This is a genomic window from Microbacterium hydrothermale (genome assembly GCF_004854025.1).
In the GTDB taxonomy this organism is placed as follows: Bacteria; Actinomycetota; Actinomycetes; order Actinomycetales; family Microbacteriaceae; genus Microbacterium; species Microbacterium hydrothermale.
In genome coordinates this window covers 192,759-211,149 of sequence record NZ_STGM01000003.1, presented here as the reverse complement: position 1 = coordinate 211,149, position 18,391 = coordinate 192,759, and the positions used below count along the sequence as shown (strand labels likewise).

The 18,391-nt window shown below is 71.2% G+C and carries 20 protein-coding genes and 1 tRNA gene; 11 read left to right on the top strand and 10 right to left on the bottom strand.

Features of this window, described 5'->3' with window-relative positions; translation table 11 throughout:
- Positions 1–28 precede the first annotated feature (28 nt).
- The 3 genes from FB047_RS07840 (at position 29) to FB047_RS07830 (ending at position 1,550) form a co-directional block, all read left to right on the top strand.
- A complete protein-coding gene (locus FB047_RS07840; protein WP_136586631.1) occupies positions 29–988 on the top strand; it encodes a DsbA family protein in 960 nt (319 codons plus the stop codon).
- Positions 989–1,054: 66 nt separating this feature from the next.
- Positions 1,055–1,429: a hypothetical protein gene (locus tag FB047_RS07835; protein ID WP_136586630.1), complete on the top strand. Its 375-nt coding sequence runs from the start codon at positions 1,055–1,057 to the stop codon at positions 1,427–1,429.
- 48 nt (positions 1,430–1,477) lie between these two features.
- A tRNA-Thr gene (locus FB047_RS07830) sits at positions 1,478–1,550 on the top strand.
- 35 nt (positions 1,551–1,585) lie between these two features.
- Here the strand turns inward: FB047_RS07830 and FB047_RS07825 are convergent.
- From FB047_RS07825 to FB047_RS07815, 3 genes are all read right to left on the bottom strand, one after another.
- Positions 1,586–2,059, bottom strand: a complete 474-nt coding sequence (locus FB047_RS07825; protein WP_136586629.1) for a nucleoside deaminase — start codon at positions 2,057–2,059, stop codon at positions 1,586–1,588.
- 68 nt (positions 2,060–2,127) lie between these two features.
- Positions 2,128–2,409 carry a hypothetical protein gene (locus tag FB047_RS07820; RefSeq protein ID WP_136586628.1) on the bottom strand — a complete coding sequence of 94 codons (282 nt, stop codon included), beginning with the start codon at positions 2,407–2,409 and terminating at the stop codon, positions 2,128–2,130.
- Positions 2,410–2,423: 14 nt separating this feature from the next.
- Positions 2,424–4,313: an amylosucrase gene (locus FB047_RS07815; protein ID WP_420812647.1), complete on the bottom strand. Its 1,890-nt coding sequence runs from the start codon at positions 4,311–4,313 to the stop codon at positions 2,424–2,426.
- A gap of 138 nt (positions 4,314–4,451) precedes the next feature.
- Between FB047_RS07815 and FB047_RS07810 the strand changes: the two genes are divergently transcribed.
- On the top strand, positions 4,452–5,393 hold the full coding sequence (locus FB047_RS07810) for a DMT family transporter (protein ID WP_136586626.1): 942 nt from the start codon (positions 4,452–4,454) through the stop codon (positions 5,391–5,393).
- A 127-nt stretch (positions 5,394–5,520) separates the two neighbouring features.
- On the opposite strand, the gene FB047_RS07805 is transcribed toward FB047_RS07810, so the two are convergent.
- Complete coding sequence (locus FB047_RS07805; protein WP_167494180.1) at positions 5,521–6,090, bottom strand: nitroreductase family protein; 570 nt, start codon at positions 6,088–6,090, stop codon at positions 5,521–5,523.
- A complete protein-coding gene (gene msrB, locus FB047_RS07800; protein ID WP_136586625.1) occupies positions 6,087–6,506 on the bottom strand; it encodes a peptide-methionine (R)-S-oxide reductase MsrB in 420 nt (139 codons plus the stop codon). Before msrB ends, FB047_RS07805 begins: the two co-directional genes overlap by 4 nt.
- 71 nt (positions 6,507–6,577) lie before the next feature.
- Between msrB and FB047_RS07795 the strand changes: the two genes are divergently transcribed.
- The 5 genes from FB047_RS07795 to groL all read left to right on the top strand — a co-directional run bounded on the left by FB047_RS07795 (position 6,578) and on the right by groL (position 10,593).
- Positions 6,578–7,567, top strand: a complete 990-nt coding sequence (locus FB047_RS07795) for a DUF2332 domain-containing protein (protein WP_136586624.1) — start codon at positions 6,578–6,580, stop codon at positions 7,565–7,567.
- 10 nt (positions 7,568–7,577) lie between these two features.
- Entirely contained in the window at positions 7,578–7,832 is a 255-nt protein-coding gene (locus tag FB047_RS07790) for a DUF3263 domain-containing protein (RefSeq protein WP_136586623.1), read from the top strand.
- Positions 7,833–7,867: 35 nt separating this feature from the next.
- Positions 7,868–8,470, top strand: coding sequence for a LytR C-terminal domain-containing protein (locus tag FB047_RS07785; protein ID WP_136586622.1), 603 nt, complete (start codon positions 7,868–7,870; stop codon positions 8,468–8,470).
- Positions 8,471–8,601: 131 nt separating this feature from the next.
- Positions 8,602–8,802, top strand: a complete 201-nt coding sequence (locus tag FB047_RS07780) for a cold-shock protein (RefSeq protein ID WP_076676782.1) — start codon at positions 8,602–8,604, stop codon at positions 8,800–8,802.
- A 171-nt stretch (positions 8,803–8,973) separates the two neighbouring features.
- On the top strand, positions 8,974–10,593 hold the full coding sequence (gene groL / locus FB047_RS07775) for a chaperonin GroEL (RefSeq protein WP_076676780.1): 1,620 nt from the start codon (positions 8,974–8,976) through the stop codon (positions 10,591–10,593).
- 376 nt (positions 10,594–10,969) lie between these two features.
- On the opposite strand, the gene FB047_RS07770 is transcribed toward groL, so the two are convergent.
- From FB047_RS07770 to FB047_RS07750, 5 genes are all read right to left on the bottom strand, one after another.
- On the bottom strand, positions 10,970–12,631 hold the full coding sequence (locus tag FB047_RS07770; RefSeq protein WP_205822843.1) for a sensor histidine kinase: 1,662 nt from the start codon (positions 12,629–12,631) through the stop codon (positions 10,970–10,972).
- Positions 12,632–12,767: 136 nt separating this feature from the next.
- On the bottom strand, positions 12,768–13,460 hold the full coding sequence (locus FB047_RS07765; RefSeq protein WP_076676776.1) for a response regulator transcription factor: 693 nt from the start codon (positions 13,458–13,460) through the stop codon (positions 12,768–12,770).
- A 69-nt stretch (positions 13,461–13,529) separates the two neighbouring features.
- Positions 13,530–15,179, bottom strand: coding sequence for a DNA repair helicase XPB (locus tag FB047_RS07760; RefSeq protein ID WP_136586620.1), 1,650 nt, complete (start codon positions 15,177–15,179; stop codon positions 13,530–13,532).
- A 47-nt stretch (positions 15,180–15,226) separates the two neighbouring features.
- Positions 15,227–16,960 (bottom strand): helicase-associated domain-containing protein, encoded by a 1,734-nt coding sequence (locus tag FB047_RS07755; RefSeq protein ID WP_205822756.1) that lies wholly within the window; start codon positions 16,958–16,960, stop codon positions 15,227–15,229.
- Position 16,961: 1 nt separating this feature from the next.
- A complete protein-coding gene (locus FB047_RS07750; protein WP_136586619.1) occupies positions 16,962–17,246 on the bottom strand; it encodes a multidrug ABC transporter ATPase in 285 nt (94 codons plus the stop codon).
- Positions 17,247–17,352: 106 nt separating this feature from the next.
- Here FB047_RS07750 and FB047_RS07745 point away from each other — a divergent pair, with 106 nt between their 5' ends.
- Both FB047_RS07745 and FB047_RS07740 read left to right on the top strand, forming a co-directional pair.
- A complete protein-coding gene (locus FB047_RS07745; protein ID WP_076676768.1) occupies positions 17,353–17,736 on the top strand; it encodes a cold-shock protein in 384 nt (127 codons plus the stop codon).
- Positions 17,720–18,367, top strand: a complete 648-nt coding sequence (locus tag FB047_RS07740; protein WP_136586618.1) for a DUF3027 domain-containing protein — start codon at positions 17,720–17,722, stop codon at positions 18,365–18,367. Before FB047_RS07745 ends, FB047_RS07740 begins: the two co-directional genes overlap by 17 nt.
- The last annotated feature ends 24 nt before the right edge of the window (positions 18,368–18,391 follow it).

The following is an 18,391-nucleotide window of genomic DNA, read 5'->3' as shown; positions in this document are numbered from 1 at the left end:
CGGCAGTCGTTTATGCCCGGAAGGTTTCATGTCCCACGACCAGACCCCGAACGTTCCCGCCGAACGCGACCGTCGCGAAGCGGTGCGCGAGAAGGCGCAGCAGGTCAAGGCCAAGCAGACGCGCTGGCGCATCGCGCGGCGCTCGATGCTGGCCGTCGGGGCCGTGGCGGTCATCGCCGTGGGTGCGGTGGGCGTCTCCGCGGCGCTGAACTCCCGTGAGGCCCGTTCGCAGGCCCTGCCCGACGCGGCGACCGACGACGGTTTCGTCGTGACCACGGCGACCGGTGTGGCCGACCCCCTCGCCGATCAGACCGTCGACGGCAGCGCCGCGACGATGTCGGCGGATGCCGCGCCCTCGGCCGCCCCGACGCCGGAGCCCACCGGTTCGGCGGCGCCCGTCGACATCCGCGTGTACGTCGATTACATGTCGACCGAGGCGCACGAGTTCCAGGCGGCCAACGCCACCCAGCTGTCGAAGTGGGTCGACGACGGTGCCGCGACCCTCACCTACTACCCGGTCGCCATGCTGACCTCCAAGTCCAACGGGACGAAGTACAGCCTGCGCGCCGCGGGCGCGGCCGCGTGCGTCGCGACCCACGCGTCCGACCGCTTCTTCGCCTTCAACCACGAGCTGCTCACGAACCAGCCCGCGGTGGACTCCGACGGGTACAGCGACCAGCAGCTCGCCGACATGGCGCAGGGCGCCGGCGTCAGCGACGTCGCCACGGTGCGCGACTGCATCGAGGACGAGACCTACACCTCGTGGGCCAAGGCCGCGACCGACCGCGCCATCAAGGGCCTGCCCGACACCGACGGGCGCGCGCTGACGGCGACGCCGACGGTGCTCGTGAACGGCACCGAGTACGTGGGCAACATGGACGACGCGAAGGAGTTCGCCCAGTTCGTGCTGACGGTCGACAGCAACGCCTACTACTCCACGGCGACGCCCACTCCGGCGGCATCCGCGCCCGCCACCCCCGTCGGCTGACCGGCCGACGCATCCCGGCAGGCCGACCGCCCCGTGCGGTCGGCTTCCTTATGAGATTCTGGTGACATGAACGACGAGCTCGAGGACTCCCCACCGCGGCGGTCCGGTGATCAGTTGCGGGTGTGGGTCGACGAGTTCCTCGGGCAGGGCCACGCCGTGACGGGCACCATCAAGGTGGTCGCTCAAGAAGACGCCGACCGTCAGGACACGGGCCTGGTCGTGATGAACCTGCGCAACACCACGGCGTCGATCTACATGCAGCCGCGCGGTTACGACGACCCCCTGTGGGAGGCGACGCTCACCGCCCGCCCCGAGGACCTCACGCTGAGTCCGCACGACATGGCGAGCCTCGCCGCGGAGCTCGTCATCGCCGGGAACCTCTGCTCGTTCCTGCAGTTCAAGTCCCTCGAGTGGGATCGCGAGAGCGGCCGGCACGCCTGACGACGTCGCGCGACGTAGACTCGTTCGCCGGGGCGCTCGTCGCCCCACGCCGGCTTGGCGCAATTGGTAGCGCACCGTACTTGTAATACGGGGGTTGCAGGTTCAAGTCCTGTAGCCGGCACCGTCTCTCATGGAACAGCCCCGGCGTCCCGGCACTCAGGATCCGTGACGCGCGGTCCACTCCCGGAACGGCGCCGTCGCGTCATCCACCCGGATCTGCTCGGCGGGCAGCGACCTGTCCTCGGGCGCCTTCGCGTACTCCCCGTAGAACGTCGCGAGCGTCATCAGCCGGTTGCCGTCCTCGTAGTGCTCGCCCTCCTCGTCGCGCGTCACGGCGTAGAAGAGGCGGTCCGGCTGGGCGTAGTACACCGCGCCCAGGCACATCGGGCACGGGTAGGCCGTGACGTACATGTCGTGGCCCGACAGATCGGTGAGGCCCTTCTCGGCGGCGGCGCGGATGGCGCGGATCTCGGCGTGCGCCGTGGGGTCCCCCTCCTGGGCGACGTGGTTGACCGCCTCGACGACGATCTCGCCGTCCTTCACGATGAGGCAGGCGAACGGCTTGCCTCCGGCATCCACGTTGTCGTGGGCGCGGGAGACGGTGAGGGCGGACAGTTCCTGGCGGTTCATGCCTCAACGCTAGGCGCCGGCGGCTCCCGTGGGCCGGGCTGTGCAGCGAGGGGCGTCCGTGCTACCGATCACGACAGGGCGCGCGCGAGAGCGACGAGGAACACCCCCGCCGCAGCGATCGTCACCAGCCCCGCGAGCAGAGCCCCGGAGATCGCGAGCGCGCGCAGGGGTCCCGGGCGCGACCCGGCCTCGACGGCGAAGAGCAGCGCGGCGACGCCGACGACGAGCATCACGAGATCGCCGACGAGGCCCCCGGGCGCCCAGACCACCGCCGCCAGGGCCGCCAGCCCCGCGACGAGCGCGATGACGTGACGGACCTGGTGGCCCGGTGATCCGGCGGCGGAGGTCACGGTGCGGCTCCTCGTCAGCGCGGGCGCACGCGGAGCCACCGGGAGCCGTGGGCGCCGAGGGTGAGACCTGCTCCGAGCCAGGTCGGTGCCGACGTGACGAGGTCGAGGGCCTCGGGAGCCAGCCCCGACAGGGTCAGGGGGTCGATCTCGACCGCGGTATCCGCGACGTTGGCGATCACGAGCACGCTGAACCCGTCGTCGCCGGGGCGGAGGAACGCGACGACCGACGGCACGCGGGCGTCGAAGGCGATCAGCTCGTTGCCCGCGAACTCGGGCGTCGACCGGCGGACGGCGAGCAGCCGCGTCAGGCGCGAGAACACGCGACCGGCGGGGGTGGTGGCATCCGTGCGCTCGGCGTACGCCTGCGCGGGGCGGAACGGCCGGTGCACCCACCGGCTGTCGCCCGCCTCCTCCGGACGATCGGAGTACCCGTAGTCGTTGAGCTGGGCCACCTCGTCTCCGAGATACAGCAGGGGGATGCCGCCGGTCGACAGGGCGAGCGCGTGGGCGAGGATGACCCGGTCCTCCCCGCCGGCGTCGCCGGCCTCGATCCCGGCGAGGGATGCCGTGGTGCCGGTGACGCGCGCATCGCCCGTGCGCGGGTTCTCCTGGAACGGCACGCCGCGCGCGAACGTGCCGGGGGCGCGGCCCACGTAGAAGTCGTTGAGGAAGCGCCGGTGCGGGTATCCGTCGATGCCGAGCTCGGCGGCATCCTCGTCGGCGAAGGTCCAGCCGATGTCGTCGTGGCTGCGCACGTAGTTGACCCACGCCGTCCCCTCGGGGAGGGCGTGACGGCGCTCGAGGGCCTGCTGCAGCAGGCGACCGTCGCGGGTCGCGAGGGCCTCCCAGGTGAGCGCCATCTGCAGGGGGTTGTAGGAGATCTGGCACTCCTCGGGCGAGATGTACGACACCACTTCGTCGGGGTGCACGATCGCCTCCGACTTGAACAGCAGGCCGGGGGCGGCCATACGCAGCACCGCGTTGAACGCCTGCAGCAGCAGGTGCGCCTCCGGCAGCGACTCGCACGTCGTGCCGAGCCGCTTCCAGATGAAGGCCACGGCATCCATCCGCAGGATCTCCACGCCCTGGTTCGCGAGGAACAGCATCTCTCCGGCCATGGCCTCGAAGACGGCGGGGTTGGCGTAGTTCAGGTCCCACTGGAAGTGGTAGAACGTCGCCCAGATCCAGCGACCGTCGTCGAGCTGCACGAACGACCCGGGGTGGTCGTCGGGGAAGATCTCGCGCGTGGTCCGCTCGTACGCGTCGGGCATCTCGCGGTCGGGGAAGATGAGGTAGAAGTCCTCGTACCCCGCCTCGCCGGCGATCGCCTTCTGCGCCCAGCGGTGCTCGTTGCTGGTGTGGTTGAAGATGAAGTCCACCACAAGCGAGATCCCCGCGCGGCGCAGCTCGGCGGCGAGTTCGGCGAGCTCCGCCATGGTGCCGAGCTTCGGATCGACCCGTCGGTAGCTCGAGACCGCGTAGCCGCCGTCGCTGTTGCCCTCGGGGCTCTCGAACAGCGGCATGAGGTGCAGGTACGTCAGACCGAGCTCTCGGAAGTAGGGGATGGACTCGCGGATGCCGCGGAGTCCGCCCGCGTACCGATCGACGTAGCAGACGCCGCCGAGCATCCGCTCGTTCTCGAACCACTCCGGATCGCTTTCGCGCGCACGGTCGAGCGCCTTGAGGTCGGCGGGTCGGGACGCCCAGGAGCGTCGGGCGAGGTCGACCACGGAGGCCAACCGCTCGAAGCCGTCGACGCGCTCGCCGTAGAGCCGGGTGAACAGGTCGTGGAGGCGCGGCAGGTGCACCTCGACGTGGGCGAGGAAGGTGCGGTCGACGTTGTCCGCCGTCAGGTCGGCGAGGATCGCCGAGACGTCGTGGGAGGAGCGCTGGAGCTGTGTCACGGGGAAAGCCTGGCGCATGCCGGGCCCATCCGTCGACAGCGGCGCGGGGTGGGCCCACCGGGGCGCGGCACCCGGGGCCGGGCGGACGCCCCCGTACGATCGAGCGGGGCCCCGGTGCGGGCTCGAGGGAGGAGAGCCGTGTCGGAGCGCGGAACGATCGGCGTCGCCGTCGGCGGGGCGGTGCTGATCGGGGCCCTGACGGCCCTGCAGGCGCGCATCAACGGCACCCTCGGCGCCGAGATCGGCGACGGATTCGTCGCCGCCGCGATCTCTTTCGGCTCGGGACTCGCGATCCTGATCGTCCTGTCGGCGCTCCTGCCCGAGGGGCGGCGCGGGTTCGGACGGCTGGTGGATGGCATCCGCTCTCGATCCGTGCCGCCGTGGATGCTGCTGGGAGGTCTCGCGGGCGCGTTCACCGTCGCCAGCCAGGGCCTGACGGTCGCCACGATCGGGGTGGCGCTGTTCACGGTCGGTTTCGTGGCGGGGCAGACCACCGGCGGTCTCGTCCTCGACCGGATCGGCTACGGGCCCGCGGGGGTCGTGCCGGTCACGGTGCGCCGGGTGGTGGGCGCGCTGCTGGCGATCGGGGGCGTCGTGGTGTGCCTGTCGGGCGATGCGCTCGGCGGGGTTCCCCTCTGGATGCTGATCGTCCCGGCCGTCGCGGGCGCGGGAGTCGCGTGGCAGCAAGGGACGAACGGCCGACTGCGCGTCCGCGTGGAGAGCCCGCTCACCGCGACCCTGGTCAACTTCATCGGCGGCACCGTGGTCCTGCTCGTGGCGGCTTCGGTGCACGTCGGCATCGTGGGGGCTCCCCGCGTCGTGCCGACGGAACCGTGGCTCTACGTCGGGGGAGCGGTGGGAGTCGTCTACATCTTCCTGTCGGCGGTGGTCGTGCGACGCACGGGTGTGCTGCTGCTGGGTCTCGGGTCGGTGGTCGGCCTGCTCACGACCTCGGTGCTGCTGGACGCCCTGTGGCCCGCTCCCGCCGCACCCGCGACCCCCGTGGCCCTGCTCGCCGCGGCGGTCGCGATCGCCGGGGTCGTCGTGGCCGCCGTGCCGTGGAGGCGCCGGATCCGCTGAGGCGCGCTCGGGGCGGATGCCCCGCGCCCGCCCGGGTATCCGGGCTGCGCCCGCTCGATCGCCCCACGAACGCGACGACGCCGCCGGCCGGAGCCGACGGCGTCGATCGCACAGGGACGGGCGGGGGTCAGAGGCGCGCCTCGTCGACCTTCCGCCGCTTCTTGCCACCGGGCATGCGGGACAGGTGCTTCGCGGCATCCACCGTCTTGCGGCGGATCGGACGCGACATCGTCGGCTTGCCGCCCACGTAGAGCCAGCCCAGCAGCACCTCGTGCTTCGCGAGGCCGTGGGCCTTGGCCAGCACCTTGTGGCGCGTGTTGTCGTCGGTGCGCCAGAACACCCCGAAGCCGGCCTCGTCGAGCACGAGGCTCAGCATGTGGGCGACCCCGGATGCCACGGCCTCCTGCTCCCACGCGGGGATCTTCTTGGAGCCGAGGTCGGCGACGACCGCGATGATGAGCGGGGCACGGCGCGGCTTGGAGGAGTACCCCTTCTTGCCGTCCGCCTTGTTCAACGCGCGGGCGAGGATATCGCGATCGGCCCCGCGGATCTCGATGAGCCGCCAGGGCTTGAGGCTCTTGTGGTCGGCGACGCGCCCCGCGGCCGCGACGAAGGCCTCCAGCTCCGGTCCGGTGGGGGCGAGGTCGGTGACCTTCGACCACGACCGGCGGTCGCGCATCGCCTCGAGGGCGCTCATGCTCCGTCGGCGGGGGAGTCGGCGGGCGTGAAGTTCAGCGACAGCGAGTTCATGCAGTACCGGTCGCCCGTGGGGGTGCCGAAGCCGTCGGGGAACACGTGCCCGAGGTGCGAGCCGCAGTTCGCGCAGCGCACCTCCGTGCGCTGCATGCCGTGGCTGTTGTCGTCGAGCAGCTCGACCGCCTCGGGGCGCACCGACTCGTAGAAGCTCGGCCATCCGCAGTGCGAGTCGAACTTGGTCCCGCTCTGGAACAGTTCGGCTCCGCACGCGGCGCAGGTGTAGAGGCCGGCGCGGCTCTCGTCGAGCAGCTCACCGGTCCAGGCGCGCTCGGTACCCGCCTGACGCAGCACCGCGTACTGCTCCGGGCTGAGCTCGGCGCGCCACTGGTCGTCGGACTTGTCGACGGCGTAGGTCATGTCTTCTCTCCTTCGTCCCCTCCATTGTCTCGTGCCCGACGCCGCTCAGGCCGTGCTGCGATGATTCGGGGGTGGATCAGGATGCCGTCGCCGCCGTCGTCGCACGATACGGGCGCTTCGCCCGCGACGAGGCGCCCGGCAGATCCGCCGTGTACGAGGCGTGGGCCCGCCGCGTGGTCGACGACGCCGACCTCGCCGCCGCGCTGGCCCGGATCCCCGACACGCGCCGTCAACCCCCGCTCGTCTTCGCCGTGACGCGCGTCCTCGGGGCTCCCACCGACGACGCGGACGCCTGGGCGCGGTGGGTCGTGGCGCACGCCGACGAGGTCGAGGCGCAGTGCCGGGTGCGCAGCGTGCAGACCAACGAGCCGCTCCGGTGCGCCGCGCTGCTGCCGGCGCTCGCGCGCATCGAGGGGCCGATCGCGCTGCTCGAGGTCGGTGCGAGCGCGGGTCTGTGCCTGTACCCGGATCGCTACTCGTACCGGTACCACCGGGGCGACGAGGCGATCGCCCTCGACCCCGCCGACGGGCCTTCCGCCGTCGAGCTGCACAGCGCACTGACCGGGGAGCCGACGTGGGCGATGCCCGAGATCGTCTGGCGCGCCGGCATCGACCTGAACCCGCTGGACGCCCGCGACGACGACGACCGCGCCTGGCTCGCCGGGCTCGTCTGGCCGGGGGAGCACGGCCGGCGCGAGCGCACCGTCGCGGCCCTCGACGTGGCCGCCGCGGATCCGCCGCTGCTCGTCGCCGGCGACGGCGCCGAGATGCTCCCGGCGCTCGCCGCGGAGGCCCCGCGGGACGCGACGCTGGTCGTCACGACGCCGGGCGTGCTCGCCCACGTCCCCCGCGCGGGACGCGAGGCGATCATGGATGCCGCGCGCGCCGCGGGCCGCTGGATCACCCTCGACGCCCCCGGTCTGCACGATGGGTGGACCACTCCGGCGCGACCGGAGCAGGGCGGGTTCCGTCTCGCCCTCGACGGCGAGATCCTCGCCGACGTCGATCCTCTCGGCGCGTGGGTGGCGTGGCATCCGGGACGGACGGGCCGCGCGCAGTAGCGTGACGAGCGTGCCTCTCTCCGACCGCGATCTCGCCTTCCTCGCCTTCGAGGGTGAATGGCGTCGCCATGCGGGAGCGAAAGAGGAGGCGATCCGGGCCGAGTTCGGTCTGACGCCGGCCCGGTACTACCAGCTGCTCGGTCGCCTCATCGACACCCCCGAGGCCCTCGCGCACGACCCGATGCTCGTGCGGCGCCTGCGCCGTCGGCGCGACGACGCGGCCGCGCAGCTGCGGTCGCGGCTCGGCCGGACGGCCGCGCGCTGATCGGACGCGCAGACTCCGACCGATAGCATCGTCCAATGGCCAGTTCGACCTTCCCTCGGGATCGTTTCGACGACCTGCCGGACTCCACCGGCCGCGTCGGCGCGCACCGCGCGGAGAAGCCGCGTCTGCGCGGATGGATCGTGTTCCTGTGGGCGGCCATCGCCACGCTCGTGCTCATCATCGTCGGGATCTTCGGCACGCTCGTCGCCTCGGGGCGCATCACCTTCGGTTCCGACACCGCTCCGGTTCCGACGGTCTCGGCCGAGCCGACCGTCGCGGCCGTCGTCGACACGACCTATTCCGTGGTCGTGCTCAACGGCACCGGTCAGGACGGCCTGGCGGCCTCGGTACGCGACCAGATCGTGGCGGCTGGATGGTCGGGCGACACCGTCGAGACGGGAGACTCCGACTCCTCCGACTTCGCCCGGACCACCGTCTACTACCGCTCCGAGGGCGACGAGGCGGCGGCGCAGGGGCTCGCCCAGGCGATCGGCGGGGCCGAGGTGGCGCAGAGCGACTTCCTGCAGCCGACCGACGACCCGAACACCCCCGACGACGAGAGCGCCGTCAAGCGCCTCGTCGTGGTGATCGGCCTCGACCGCGCGTCCGGCGCGACACCCTCGACGACCGCTCCCTGACCCCCGCTGCGCCGCGTGTTTCCGCGGCGTAACAAGTTGGGGGCACGCGCGTCAACAATGGCCGACGGGGCCCGTTCGGCGGCATCCCGCGTGCTTACGATGACCGAGTCATCCAGCAACAGGAGATTCGCATGACGCAGGGCACCGTCAAATGGTTCAACGCCGAGAAGGGCTACGGGTTCATCACCGTGTCCGATGGGCAGGACGTGTTCGTCCACTACTCGAGCATCGAGATGTCGGGCTTCCGGGTCCTCGAGGAGGGTCAGGCCGTCGAGTTCACGGTCGGGACCGGCCAGAAGGGCCCTCAGGCGGAGTCCGTGCGTCTGGCCTGATCCGCTGTCGCGAACGCCGTGGCATCCCTCTCCGGATGCCACGGCGTTCGTCGTCTCACGGACGACGTCGTGGCTTGCACTCCCCAGGGGCGAGTGCCAGAATGAGTTAGCACTCGCTTTCGTCGAGTGCCAAAATCTGGAAGTCACCCGTCCGGGAGGGACGACACACTTATGGCAAAGATCATCGCTTTCGACGAAGAGGCCCGGCGCGGTCTCGAGCGCGGCCTCAACACGCTGGCCGACGCCGTCAAGGTGACCCTGGGCCCCCGCGGTCGCAACGTCGTGCTCGAGAAGAAGTGGGGCGCCCCCACGATCACGAACGACGGCGTCTCGATCGCCAAGGAGATCGAGCTCGACGACCCGTACGAGAAGATCGGCGCCGAGCTGGTCAAGGAGGTCGCCAAGAAGACCGACGACGTCGCGGGTGACGGCACCACCACCGCCACCGTCCTCGCCCAGGCGCTCGTGCGCGAGGGCCTGCGCAACGTCGCCGCCGGCGCCGACCCCATCTCGCTCAAGAAGGGCATCGAGAAGGCCGTCAAGGCCGTCACCGACGAGCTGCTCTCCTCCGCCAAGGAGGTCGAGTCCAAGGAGCAGATCGCCGCGACCGCGTCGATCTCCGCCGCCGACCCCGCGATCGGCGAGCTCATCGCCGAGGCCATCGACAAGGTGGGCAAGGAAGGCGTCGTCACCGTCGAGGAGTCGAACACCTTCGGCACCGAGCTCGAGCTCACCGAGGGCATGCGTTTCGACAAGGGTTACATCAACCCCTACTTCGTCACCGACCCCGAGCGTCAGGAAGCGGTCTTCGAAGACCCCTACATCCTCATCGCGAACCAGAAGATCTCGAACATCAAGGACCTTCTGCCCATCGTCGACAAGGTGATCCAGGAGGGCAAGGAGCTCCTCATCATCGCCGAGGACGTCGAGGGCGAAGCGCTCGCGACCCTGGTGCTCAACAAGATCCGCGGCATCTTCAAGTCGGTCGCCGTCAAGGCCCCCGGCTTCGGCGACCGTCGCAAGGCGCAGCTGCAGGACATCGCGATCCTCACCGGCGGCCAGGTCATCACCGAAGAGGTGGGCCTCAAGCTCGAGAACGCGACCGTCGACCTGCTCGGCCGTGCGCGCAAGGTCATCATCACCAAGGACGAGACCACGATCGTCGAGGGTGCCGGTGAGTCGGAGCTGATCGAGGGTCGCGTGACCCAGATCCGTCGTGAGATCGAGAACACCGACAGCGACTACGACCGCGAGAAGCTCCAGGAGCGCCTCGCGAAGCTCGCCGGTGGCGTCGCCGTCATCAAGGCCGGAGCCGCGACCGAGGTCGAGCTCAAGGAGCGCAAGCACCGCATCGAAGACGCCGTGCGCAACGCGAAGGCCGCCGTCGAAGAGGGTGTCGTCGCCGGTGGTGGCGTCGCGCTCATCCAGGCCGGCAAGACCGCTCTGGCGAACCTCGAGCTCTCGGGCGACGAGGCCACCGGTGCGAACATCGTCAAGGTCGCCATCGAGGCCCCGCTCAAGCAGATCGCGCTGAACGCCGGTCTCGAGCCCGGTGTCGTCGCCAACAAGGTCTCGGAGCTGCCCGTGGGCCACGGCCTGAACGCCGCGACGGGCGAGTACGGTGACCTGTTCGCACAGGGCATCATCGACCCCGCCAAGGTGACCCGCTCGGCTCTGCAGAACGCGGCATCCATCGCCGGTCTGTTCCTCACGACCGAGGCCGTCGTCGCCGACAAGCCCGAGAAGGTCGCCGCTCCCGCGGGCGACCCGACGGGTGGCATGGACTTCTGATCCACGCCTGACGCCTGAGAACGCCCCCTCCTCCGGGAGGGGGCGTTCTTCGTTGCGCGGGGGTCGCGCCGTGGCCGCGCGGGTCGGCTGCGCGCGGGGGCCGCTCGGTCGGCCGCGCGCGGCTGCCGCGCCGATCAGCCGCGCGGGGGCCGCGCCGTGGCCGCGCCGGTCGGCTGCGCGCGGGGGCCGCTCCGGTGAGCGGCGCGCGGTGCGCGGTGAGCGGCGAGAGCATACGATCGGCGCGAGATCACGGGCTCCGGCGCCGTCGCGTCGTATGTTCTCGCGCCGATCGTGTGCTCTCGCGGTACCACGGCGCGTCCGGGCGGGGAGCCCGGGCGGGGAGCCGGGGCGGGGAGCCGGGGTGGGTGTCGCGGGGTCAGGCCTCGGGGCGGTAGCCCTCGGGGAGGCGCTCGAGCGGCTGCGTCTCGATCAGGGCGTGCTCGGCGGCGTCGCGACGATCGGCCAGGGGCAGCGAGACCCGGAACGTCGCGCCCCCGCCGGGGGTGTCGACGACCTCGACCGTCCCGTGCAGCAGATCGACGATGGATGCCACGATCGACAGGCCGAGACCGGATCCTCCGGTCTCACGCGTGCGCGAGGTGTCGGCTCTCCAGAACCGCTGGAAGATCTGGTCCCGGATCTGCTCGGGAACGCCCTCGCCGTGGTCGATGATCTCGATCCAGCCCATGTCGTTCTCGGCATCCACGCCGATGCGCAAGCCGATGGGGGAGTCGTCGGCGGTGAACCGGCGCGCATTGCCCAGGAGGTTCGCCACCACCTGCCGCACCTTGTTCTCGTCGCCGAGGACGATCGGTGCGAGCCGAGGCGACGAGCGCGTGACGCCCGCCGGCGGCGCCACCGGGGCTTCCCCCGTCGTGGCGGCCGGGTCGGCGGCATCCTTCGGCCGACGGCGCAGGCGCGACAGCGTCGCCCCGGCGATCGCCATGGCGGAGGTGGGCGGAGCCGCCCGCCGGCGGGTGGAGGGGGTCGCCGGGTGGCCACCGGAATCGAGCAGCGGATCGAGGGTGATGGTGGGCAGCACCAGCTCGTCGCGCGAGGTGGTGTCGTCGACCGTCACCTCGCGCTGCGGTGAGGTGACGCGCAGGTCGAGGGCCGCGTCGCGCGCGATCGGGCGCAGATCGAGGGCGGTGATGGAGACGTCGCGTCGCTCGTCGAGGCGGGCGAGGGCGAGGAGGTCCTCGACCAGCGCGCCCATGCGGATCGCCTCCTTCTCGATGCGCTCCATCGACTGGGCCACGTCCTCGTCGGAGCGGATGGCGCCCATGCGGTACAGCTCGGCGTACCCGCGCATCGTCACGAGCGGCGTGCGCAGCTCATGACTGGCGTCGCCGATGAAGCGGCGCATCTGCCGCACGGTGGCATCCCGCTGCCCGAGGGCGCCGTCGATGCGCGCGAGCATCGCGTTGATCGCGGTCTTGAGCCGCCCCACCTCGGTGTCGGGCACGATGTCGGTGAGACGCTGGCTGAAGTCACCGGCGGCGATGTCCATCGCGGTCGTCTCGACCTGCCGGAGGTTGCGGAACGCGAGGGTGACGAGCCACCGGGTCAGTAGAGCGGTGGCGATGAGGATGAGCAACGCCACGAAGGCGTAGATGCCGATGTACGCGGCGACGATACGGTCGGTGGGCGCCAGGGGCTGCACCACCATCTGCGTGTAGACCCCGGGGTTCCCGGGCACCTGCAGCACGCCGACGCGCGCCAGGAAGTGCGCGCCCGACTCCGGGTCTTCGAGTTCGATGCGCCGATCGATCTGCCCGTACGTCTGCTCCACCGTGAAGGTGGGGGGAAGCTCGGGCAGCGTCTGCGACGAGGTGCCGTTGTAGAAGGCCTCGCGGCGACCGTCGGGTCCGTAGACGACGACCATCGAGCCGATCTGCGGGGCGTTGTCGACCTGCGTGAACTCGATGCCGCCGTCGACCGGCGTCGTGGTGAAGATGCTGTTCGCGATGCTGCCCGCCGCCTGCTGGGCGAGCTGCTCGTCGAGGTTGTTCACCAGGGTGGTGCGCAGGAACACCATGGTGCCGATGCCCGCGGTGAACAGACCGATCGCCAAGAGCGCGACGGTCACGCCGGTGACCTTGGTCCGAAGGCTCAGACCGCGCCACCAGCGCGTCAGCGCATCGTCGGAGGGTGTCAGGACGGCGGCCTTCCGCTCAGGCGCTCTTGCCCGACTTCAGCATGTAGCCGAAGCCGCGCTTGGTCTGGATGAGCGGCTCGGAGGAGTGCGGATCGATCTTGCGGCGCAGGTACGAGATGTAGCTCTCGACGATGCCGGCGTCGCCGTTGAAGTCGTACTCCCAGACGTGGTCGAGGATCTGCGCCTTCGACAAGACGCGGTTGGGGTTGAGCATGAGGTAGCGCAGGAGCTTGAACTCCGTGGGGCTGAGGTCGATCGACACGTCGCCGACGCTGACGTCGTGCGTGTCCTGATCCATGGTCAGCTCGCCGGTGCGGATGATCGACTCCTCGTCGGCCTGCATCGTGCGGCGCAGGATCGCCTGGATGCGGGCGACGATCTCGTCGAGGCTGAAGGGCTTGGTGACGTAGTCGTCGCCGCCGGCGTTGAGGCCCTCGATCTTGTCCTCGGTCTCGTCCTTCGCGGTGAGGAAGAGGATGGGCGCCGTGTAGCCCGCGCCGCGCAGGCGCTTGGTGACGCTGAACCCGTTCATGTCGGGCAGCATCACGTCGAGCACGATCAGGTCGGGTTCTTCTTCGAGCACGGCCGAGATCGTCTGCGCGCCGTTTGCCACGGCTCGCACCTGGAAACCGGCGAAGCGCAGGCTCGTGATGAGCAGGTCGCGGATGTTCGGTTCATCGTCGACGACGAGGATGCGAGGAGCTGTCATCCCCTCATTATCGTGATCCCACCCCGCAATGTGCTGGATATGGAACGGAAAGCCGCGTGCTGATATGCGTCAGGCGGCCGCGGCGTCGATCCCGTCGGCATCCAGGATCGTGTACGCGTACCCCTGCTCGGCGAGGAAGCGCTGGCGGTTCTGGGCGAAATCCTGGTCGACCGTGTCGCGGGCGATGAGCGTGTAGAAGCTCGCCGTGTGGTTCGACTGCTTCGGTCGCAGCAGGCGTCCGAGGCGCTGCGCCTCCTCTTGCCGGGAGCCGAACGAGCCCGACACCTGGATCGCGACGGACGCCTCGGGGAGGTCGACCGAGAAGTTGGCCACCTTCGACACGACCAGAAGCGGGATGCTGCCGTCGCGGAAGCCCTGGAAGAGCTCCTCGCGCTCGGGGATGGGCGTCGCGCCGGTGATCTGCGGCGCGCCGAGCGCCTCGGCGAGCTCGTCGATCTGGTCGAGGTACTGCCCGATGACGAGAACGCGCTCTCCCGGATGCCGCTGCACCAGGCGACGGGTGACGTCGATCTTCGCGGGGGCCGTGGCGGCGAGGCGGTAGCGGTCCTCGTCGGCGGCCGCGGCGTACTCGAGCCGCTCGTCGGCCGGGAGGTCGATGCGCACCTCGTAACAGGCGGCGGGCGAGATGAAGCCCTGGGCCTCGATCTCCTTCCACGGCGCGTCGAAGCGCTTGGGGCCGATGAGGCTGAAGACGTCGCCCTCGCGGCCGTCCTCGCGCACGAGCGTCGCCGTCAGGCCCAGGCGCCGACGCGCCTGCAGGTCGGCGGTGAGCTTGAACACCGGGGCGGGGAGCAGGTGCACCTCGTCGTAGAGCACGAGGCCCCAGTCCAGCGCGTCGAGCAGCGCGAGGTGGGCGTACTGGCCTTTCCGCTTGGCGGTGAGGATCTGGTACGTCGCGATGGTGACCGGCTTGATCTCCTTGACCTGGCCGGAGTACTCGCCGATCTCCTCGGGCGTCAGGGTCGTGCGGCGCAGCAGTTCGTCGCGCCACTGACGGGCGCTGACGGTGTTGGTGACGAGGATGAGGGTCGTCGTGCGCGTATCGGCCATGGCCCCCGCGCCGACGAGGGTCTTTCCCGCACCGCAGGGGAGCACGACCACGCCCGACCCGCCCTCGGAGAAGGAGTCGACCGCCTGACGCTGGTAGGGCCGCAGGCTCCACCCGTCCTCGGCGAGGTCGATGGGGTGCGGAGTGCCGGGGGTGTAGCCGGCGAGGTCTTCGGCGGGCCAGCCGATCTTCAGCAGCTCCTGCTTGATGTGTCCGCGTGCCCACGCGTCGACCAGGTAGCTGTCGGGGCTCGGGTGCCCGATCAGCAGGGGAGCGATGCGCTTGTTGCGCGAGACCTCGCCGAGGACCGCGGCATCCGTCGAGCGCAGCACGAGGGCGCCCTCGTCGTCGCGCTCGATCACCAGGCGCCCGTACCGGTTGACCGTCTCGCGGATGTCGGTGCTGACCGACGCGGGGACGGGGAAGCGCGACCACTTGTCGAGCGTCTCGAGCATGGCGTCTGCGTCGTGGCCGGCCGCGCGGGCGTTCCACAGGCCGAGGCGCGTGATGCGGTAGGTGTGGATGTGCTCGGGTGCGCGCTCGAGCTCGGCGAAGACCGCGAGCTCGTGCCGCGCCGTCTCCGCCTGGGGGTGCGCGACCTCGAGGAGGACGGTGCGGTCGCTCTGCACGATCAAGGGGCCGTCAGACATAGCGTTCGAGTCTACCGGGGTCGCGACGGGCCCGGCGTCGCCCGGCCTCAGTCGACCGGGGCGACCGCGTCGATGTGCGACAGCGGGAGCGTTCGTTCGACGTCGGCGGCCCGGTCGCGACCCCGCAGACGGCCACCGCCCAGCCCCGTCGCCTCGAGGCGGAACACCCGCGCCGACCCGTCGGGCAAGCGCACGGTCACGTCGACGACGGCGCGCGCACGGACGGCCTGATCGAGCTCGCGCTCGAGCCACGCGGCATCCGAATCTCCCGCTCCGCTGCGCAGGCGCTCGAGGAGCGGACCGTAGGTCTCCACGGGGTCGGGGGCCGGCTGCTCCGCGCCGGAGAGCTTCGCGCGCTCGAGGGCGCGCGGTCGACCCTCGGCGTCGACGGCGACGGCGGGGTAGTGGGCGTCGGTGAGCGCCCAGAACACGACGTCGGCCGACACGTGCGAGACGAGATCGTCGTCGTCTCGGGCGAGCGCCACCGACCGCAGCGACTGGTCGACCTCCATCGATCGGCGCAGCGTCTCGTCGTCGGTCGTCACCCGGGTCAGCTGCGTCTCGGCGTCGACGCCGACGCGCACGCGCCCGTGCTCGGCGGACGTGCGCTCGATCACGTAGGCGAGCGGCTGGGGGAGGCCCGTGAGGGAGATCTCCGTCAGGAACGCGCGGAGCGATTCGGCCGTCTCTCCCGCGGTGATCGCCGCGCCGATGGTGCCGGCGCTGAAGCGGTAGCTGGAGGCCTGGGCGCGGGACTCGCGCGTCGCCATCGTGCGCAGTCGCACGTCGAGATGCGGCGCGAGGGGTCCGGGGGCGATCGCGGTGAGGTCGTTCTGCAGGTAGACGCGGTCGACCTCGGGAGGGAGGAGGTCGCGCAGCGCGGAGGTGTCGAGGTCGCCGCCGGCGGCGAGCGGGGCCGCCCACGGGACGACGCGTCCCGCGCCGTCGAGCAGTCCCCACCGCACGAAGCGACGGACCCACAGCGCGGCGCGCTCGGGCCCCTCGGGGTCGAAGGGGGTCGCGCTCGCCCACTGCTCGCCCGGGATCCAGCCCCCGTCGGCGGAGCGGTAGGCCCGCGGGAGGGCGTCGCGCAGGGCGAGGGCCGTTCGGGCCCACCGCTCGAGCGTCGGCAGGCGAAGCCACTCGCGCCCGGACGGCGACACCAGCCACGCGCGATCGTTCGCGCCGAGCAGACCCACGTCGGCCGCGAGCCCGACGAGGAGGTCGGCTTCGGCGGCGGTGGTCACCGCTCCCGCGTCGACGAGCCGGCGACGCTCCGTGGCGCCGAGGGAGCCCGAGCCGATCCGCCCCAGGGGGGACTCGAGGGTGAGCATGAGGATGTCGGCGACGCCGGCGGCGTTCGTGAACGCGGCCTCCGCCGCTTCCGAGGCCGACTCCGCGGGCGCCTCCCCGGTCGCGCCCCGAGGCGGGGACGCGGACGGCACGCCGTCGGGAAGCGCCTCGCGGACCGCGGTCGAGACGCTCGCGAACGGCACGCCGTCGTCTCCGACCAGGGCGTGGCCGACGAGCGCGTCGCGGGCCGCACCGCTCGCGGGCGTGCCCGCGACGGCGTCGAGGAGGACGAGCGCTTCGTCGCGCGAGAGGGAGGGGAGCTCTCGCGCGATCGAGAGGGGATCGAGCAGCGCCTCGGCCGCGTCGAACATGTCGCGCCACGGGCTCGAGGGCGACACGTGACGTCGCGCGAAGAGGTGCGCGAGATCGGCGTCGTCGCGCGCGCCCAACGAGACCGCCAGTGCGCGTTGTGCGGAGGTCTCGGGCACGTCAGCGGGCCTTGTTGGCCCGCGCCCTTCGGACGAAGCTCATGACGAGCACGGCGATCATGAGGGCGAAGCCGATCGGAAGGGCGAACAGCGGGATGACGACGATCACGGGCCAGGCGCCCTGCGTGAAGTCGCTGACCCCGGCCGGCTGCGCGAGGATCACGATGAAGAAGCACACGATCGACAGGGCGACCAGACCCAGCGACATGAACGTCAGGATGCGGTCGATGCGTCGGACGGGGACGTCGTCGCCCGGCGTGCTGCCGCCGGTGGTGCGGGTGCTCATCGCGCTCAGCCTACTGCCTGGCGCCGGTGTCGTAGGCTGGAAGACCGGGATCCGCTCGGTTCCCGCGTTCCGCCGCGCGTTCGCGCACATATCCAGCGAGGTGTCCATGCCCACCGGCAAGGTCAGGTTCTACGACGACGAGAAGGGCTTCGGCTTCATCAGCACCGATGACGGCCAGGACGTGTTCCTGCACGCCACGGCTCTGCCCGCCGGGACCCCCGCTCCCAAGGCCGGGACGCGCCTCGAGTTCGGCGTCGCCGACGGCAAGCGCGGCCTTCAGGCCCTGTCGGTGCGCGTCCTCGATGCCCCGGTGAGCCTTTCGAAGCGCTCCCGCAAGCCCGCCGACGACATGGCGATCATCGTCGAAGACCTCGTCAAGCTGCTCGACGGCATCGGGGGAGACCTGCGTCGCGGTCGCTACCCCAACGGCCCGCACGCCCAGAAGATCGCCGCGGTCCTGCGCAAGGTCGCCGATGACTTCGAAGCCTGAGCAGGGCGAGTTCGCGCCGGTCGCCGACGAGCGTCTGACCGGCGCGCACGACCTCGCGCTCTCGGCCCTGCACGAGATCACCCCGGCCGACACGGTCGGCCCCGCCGCCGGCTACACGCTCGAAGACGACGGCGTCGTCTCGCTGCGCTTCCACACGCGCCTGTCCGGATACCCGGGCTGGTTCTGGACCGTGAGCGTGGCCGTGGTCGAGGATTCCGAGCCGACCGTCCTCGAGGTCGAACTGCTCCCCGGCGACGGGGCGCTGCTGGCGCCCGACTGGGTGCCCTGGGCAACGCGGCTGGCCGAGTACCAGGCGGCCCAGGCCGCCGCGGCGTCCGAGGACGCCGACGACGAGTCGGACGACGACGCGGATGACGACGACTCCGACGACGACGAGTCGGACGATGACGATGACGAGGAGCCCAAGGCGCGCTTCCACGCAGGCGACCTCGACGGCGTCGACATCGACGAGCTCGACGCGGACCACGCGCACGACGACGCCGACGAGGCGGAGTCCGAGTCCGAGGATCACGCCGCCGATGACGGGGACGACGAGTCGGAAGACGACGAGTTCGACGACGACGAGTCCGAAGACGACGACGATCGCGACGAGGGCGAACGCAGCTACTGACTTCTGCTGCCCGACCTTCTCCCG

Coding starts and splice junctions, on each gene's coding strand:
- groL (WP_076676780.1), top strand. CDS start 8,974: ATGGCAAAGATCATCGCTTTCGACGAAGAGGCCCGGCGCGGTCTCGAG.
- FB047_RS07745 (WP_076676768.1), top strand. CDS start 17,353: ATGCCCACCGGCAAGGTCAGGTTCTACGACGACGAGAAGGGCTTCGGC.
- FB047_RS07765 (WP_076676776.1), bottom strand. CDS start 13,460: ATGACAGCTCCTCGCATCCTCGTCGTCGACGATGAACCGAACATCCGC.
- msrB (WP_136586625.1), bottom strand. CDS start 6,506: ATGACCTACGCCGTCGACAAGTCCGACGACCAGTGGCGCGCCGAGCTC.
- FB047_RS07805 (WP_167494180.1), bottom strand. CDS start 6,090: ATGAGCGCCCTCGAGGCGATGCGCGACCGCCGGTCGTGGTCGAAGGTC.
- FB047_RS07750 (WP_136586619.1), bottom strand. CDS start 17,246: ATGAGCACCCGCACCACCGGCGGCAGCACGCCGGGCGACGACGTCCCC.
- FB047_RS07840 (WP_136586631.1), top strand. CDS start 29: ATGTCCCACGACCAGACCCCGAACGTTCCCGCCGAACGCGACCGTCGC.
- FB047_RS07760 (WP_136586620.1), bottom strand. CDS start 15,179: ATGTCTGACGGCCCCTTGATCGTGCAGAGCGACCGCACCGTCCTCCTC.
- FB047_RS07780 (WP_076676782.1), top strand. CDS start 8,602: ATGACGCAGGGCACCGTCAAATGGTTCAACGCCGAGAAGGGCTACGGG.
- FB047_RS07835 (WP_136586630.1), top strand. CDS start 1,055: ATGAACGACGAGCTCGAGGACTCCCCACCGCGGCGGTCCGGTGATCAG.
- FB047_RS07770 (WP_205822843.1), bottom strand. CDS start 12,631: ATGGTGTTCCTGCGCACCACCCTGGTGAACAACCTCGACGAGCAGCTC.
- FB047_RS07825 (WP_136586629.1), bottom strand. CDS start 2,059: ATGAACCGCCAGGAACTGTCCGCCCTCACCGTCTCCCGCGCCCACGAC.
- FB047_RS07785 (WP_136586622.1), top strand. CDS start 7,868: ATGGCCAGTTCGACCTTCCCTCGGGATCGTTTCGACGACCTGCCGGAC.
- FB047_RS07740 (WP_136586618.1), top strand. CDS start 17,720: ATGACTTCGAAGCCTGAGCAGGGCGAGTTCGCGCCGGTCGCCGACGAG.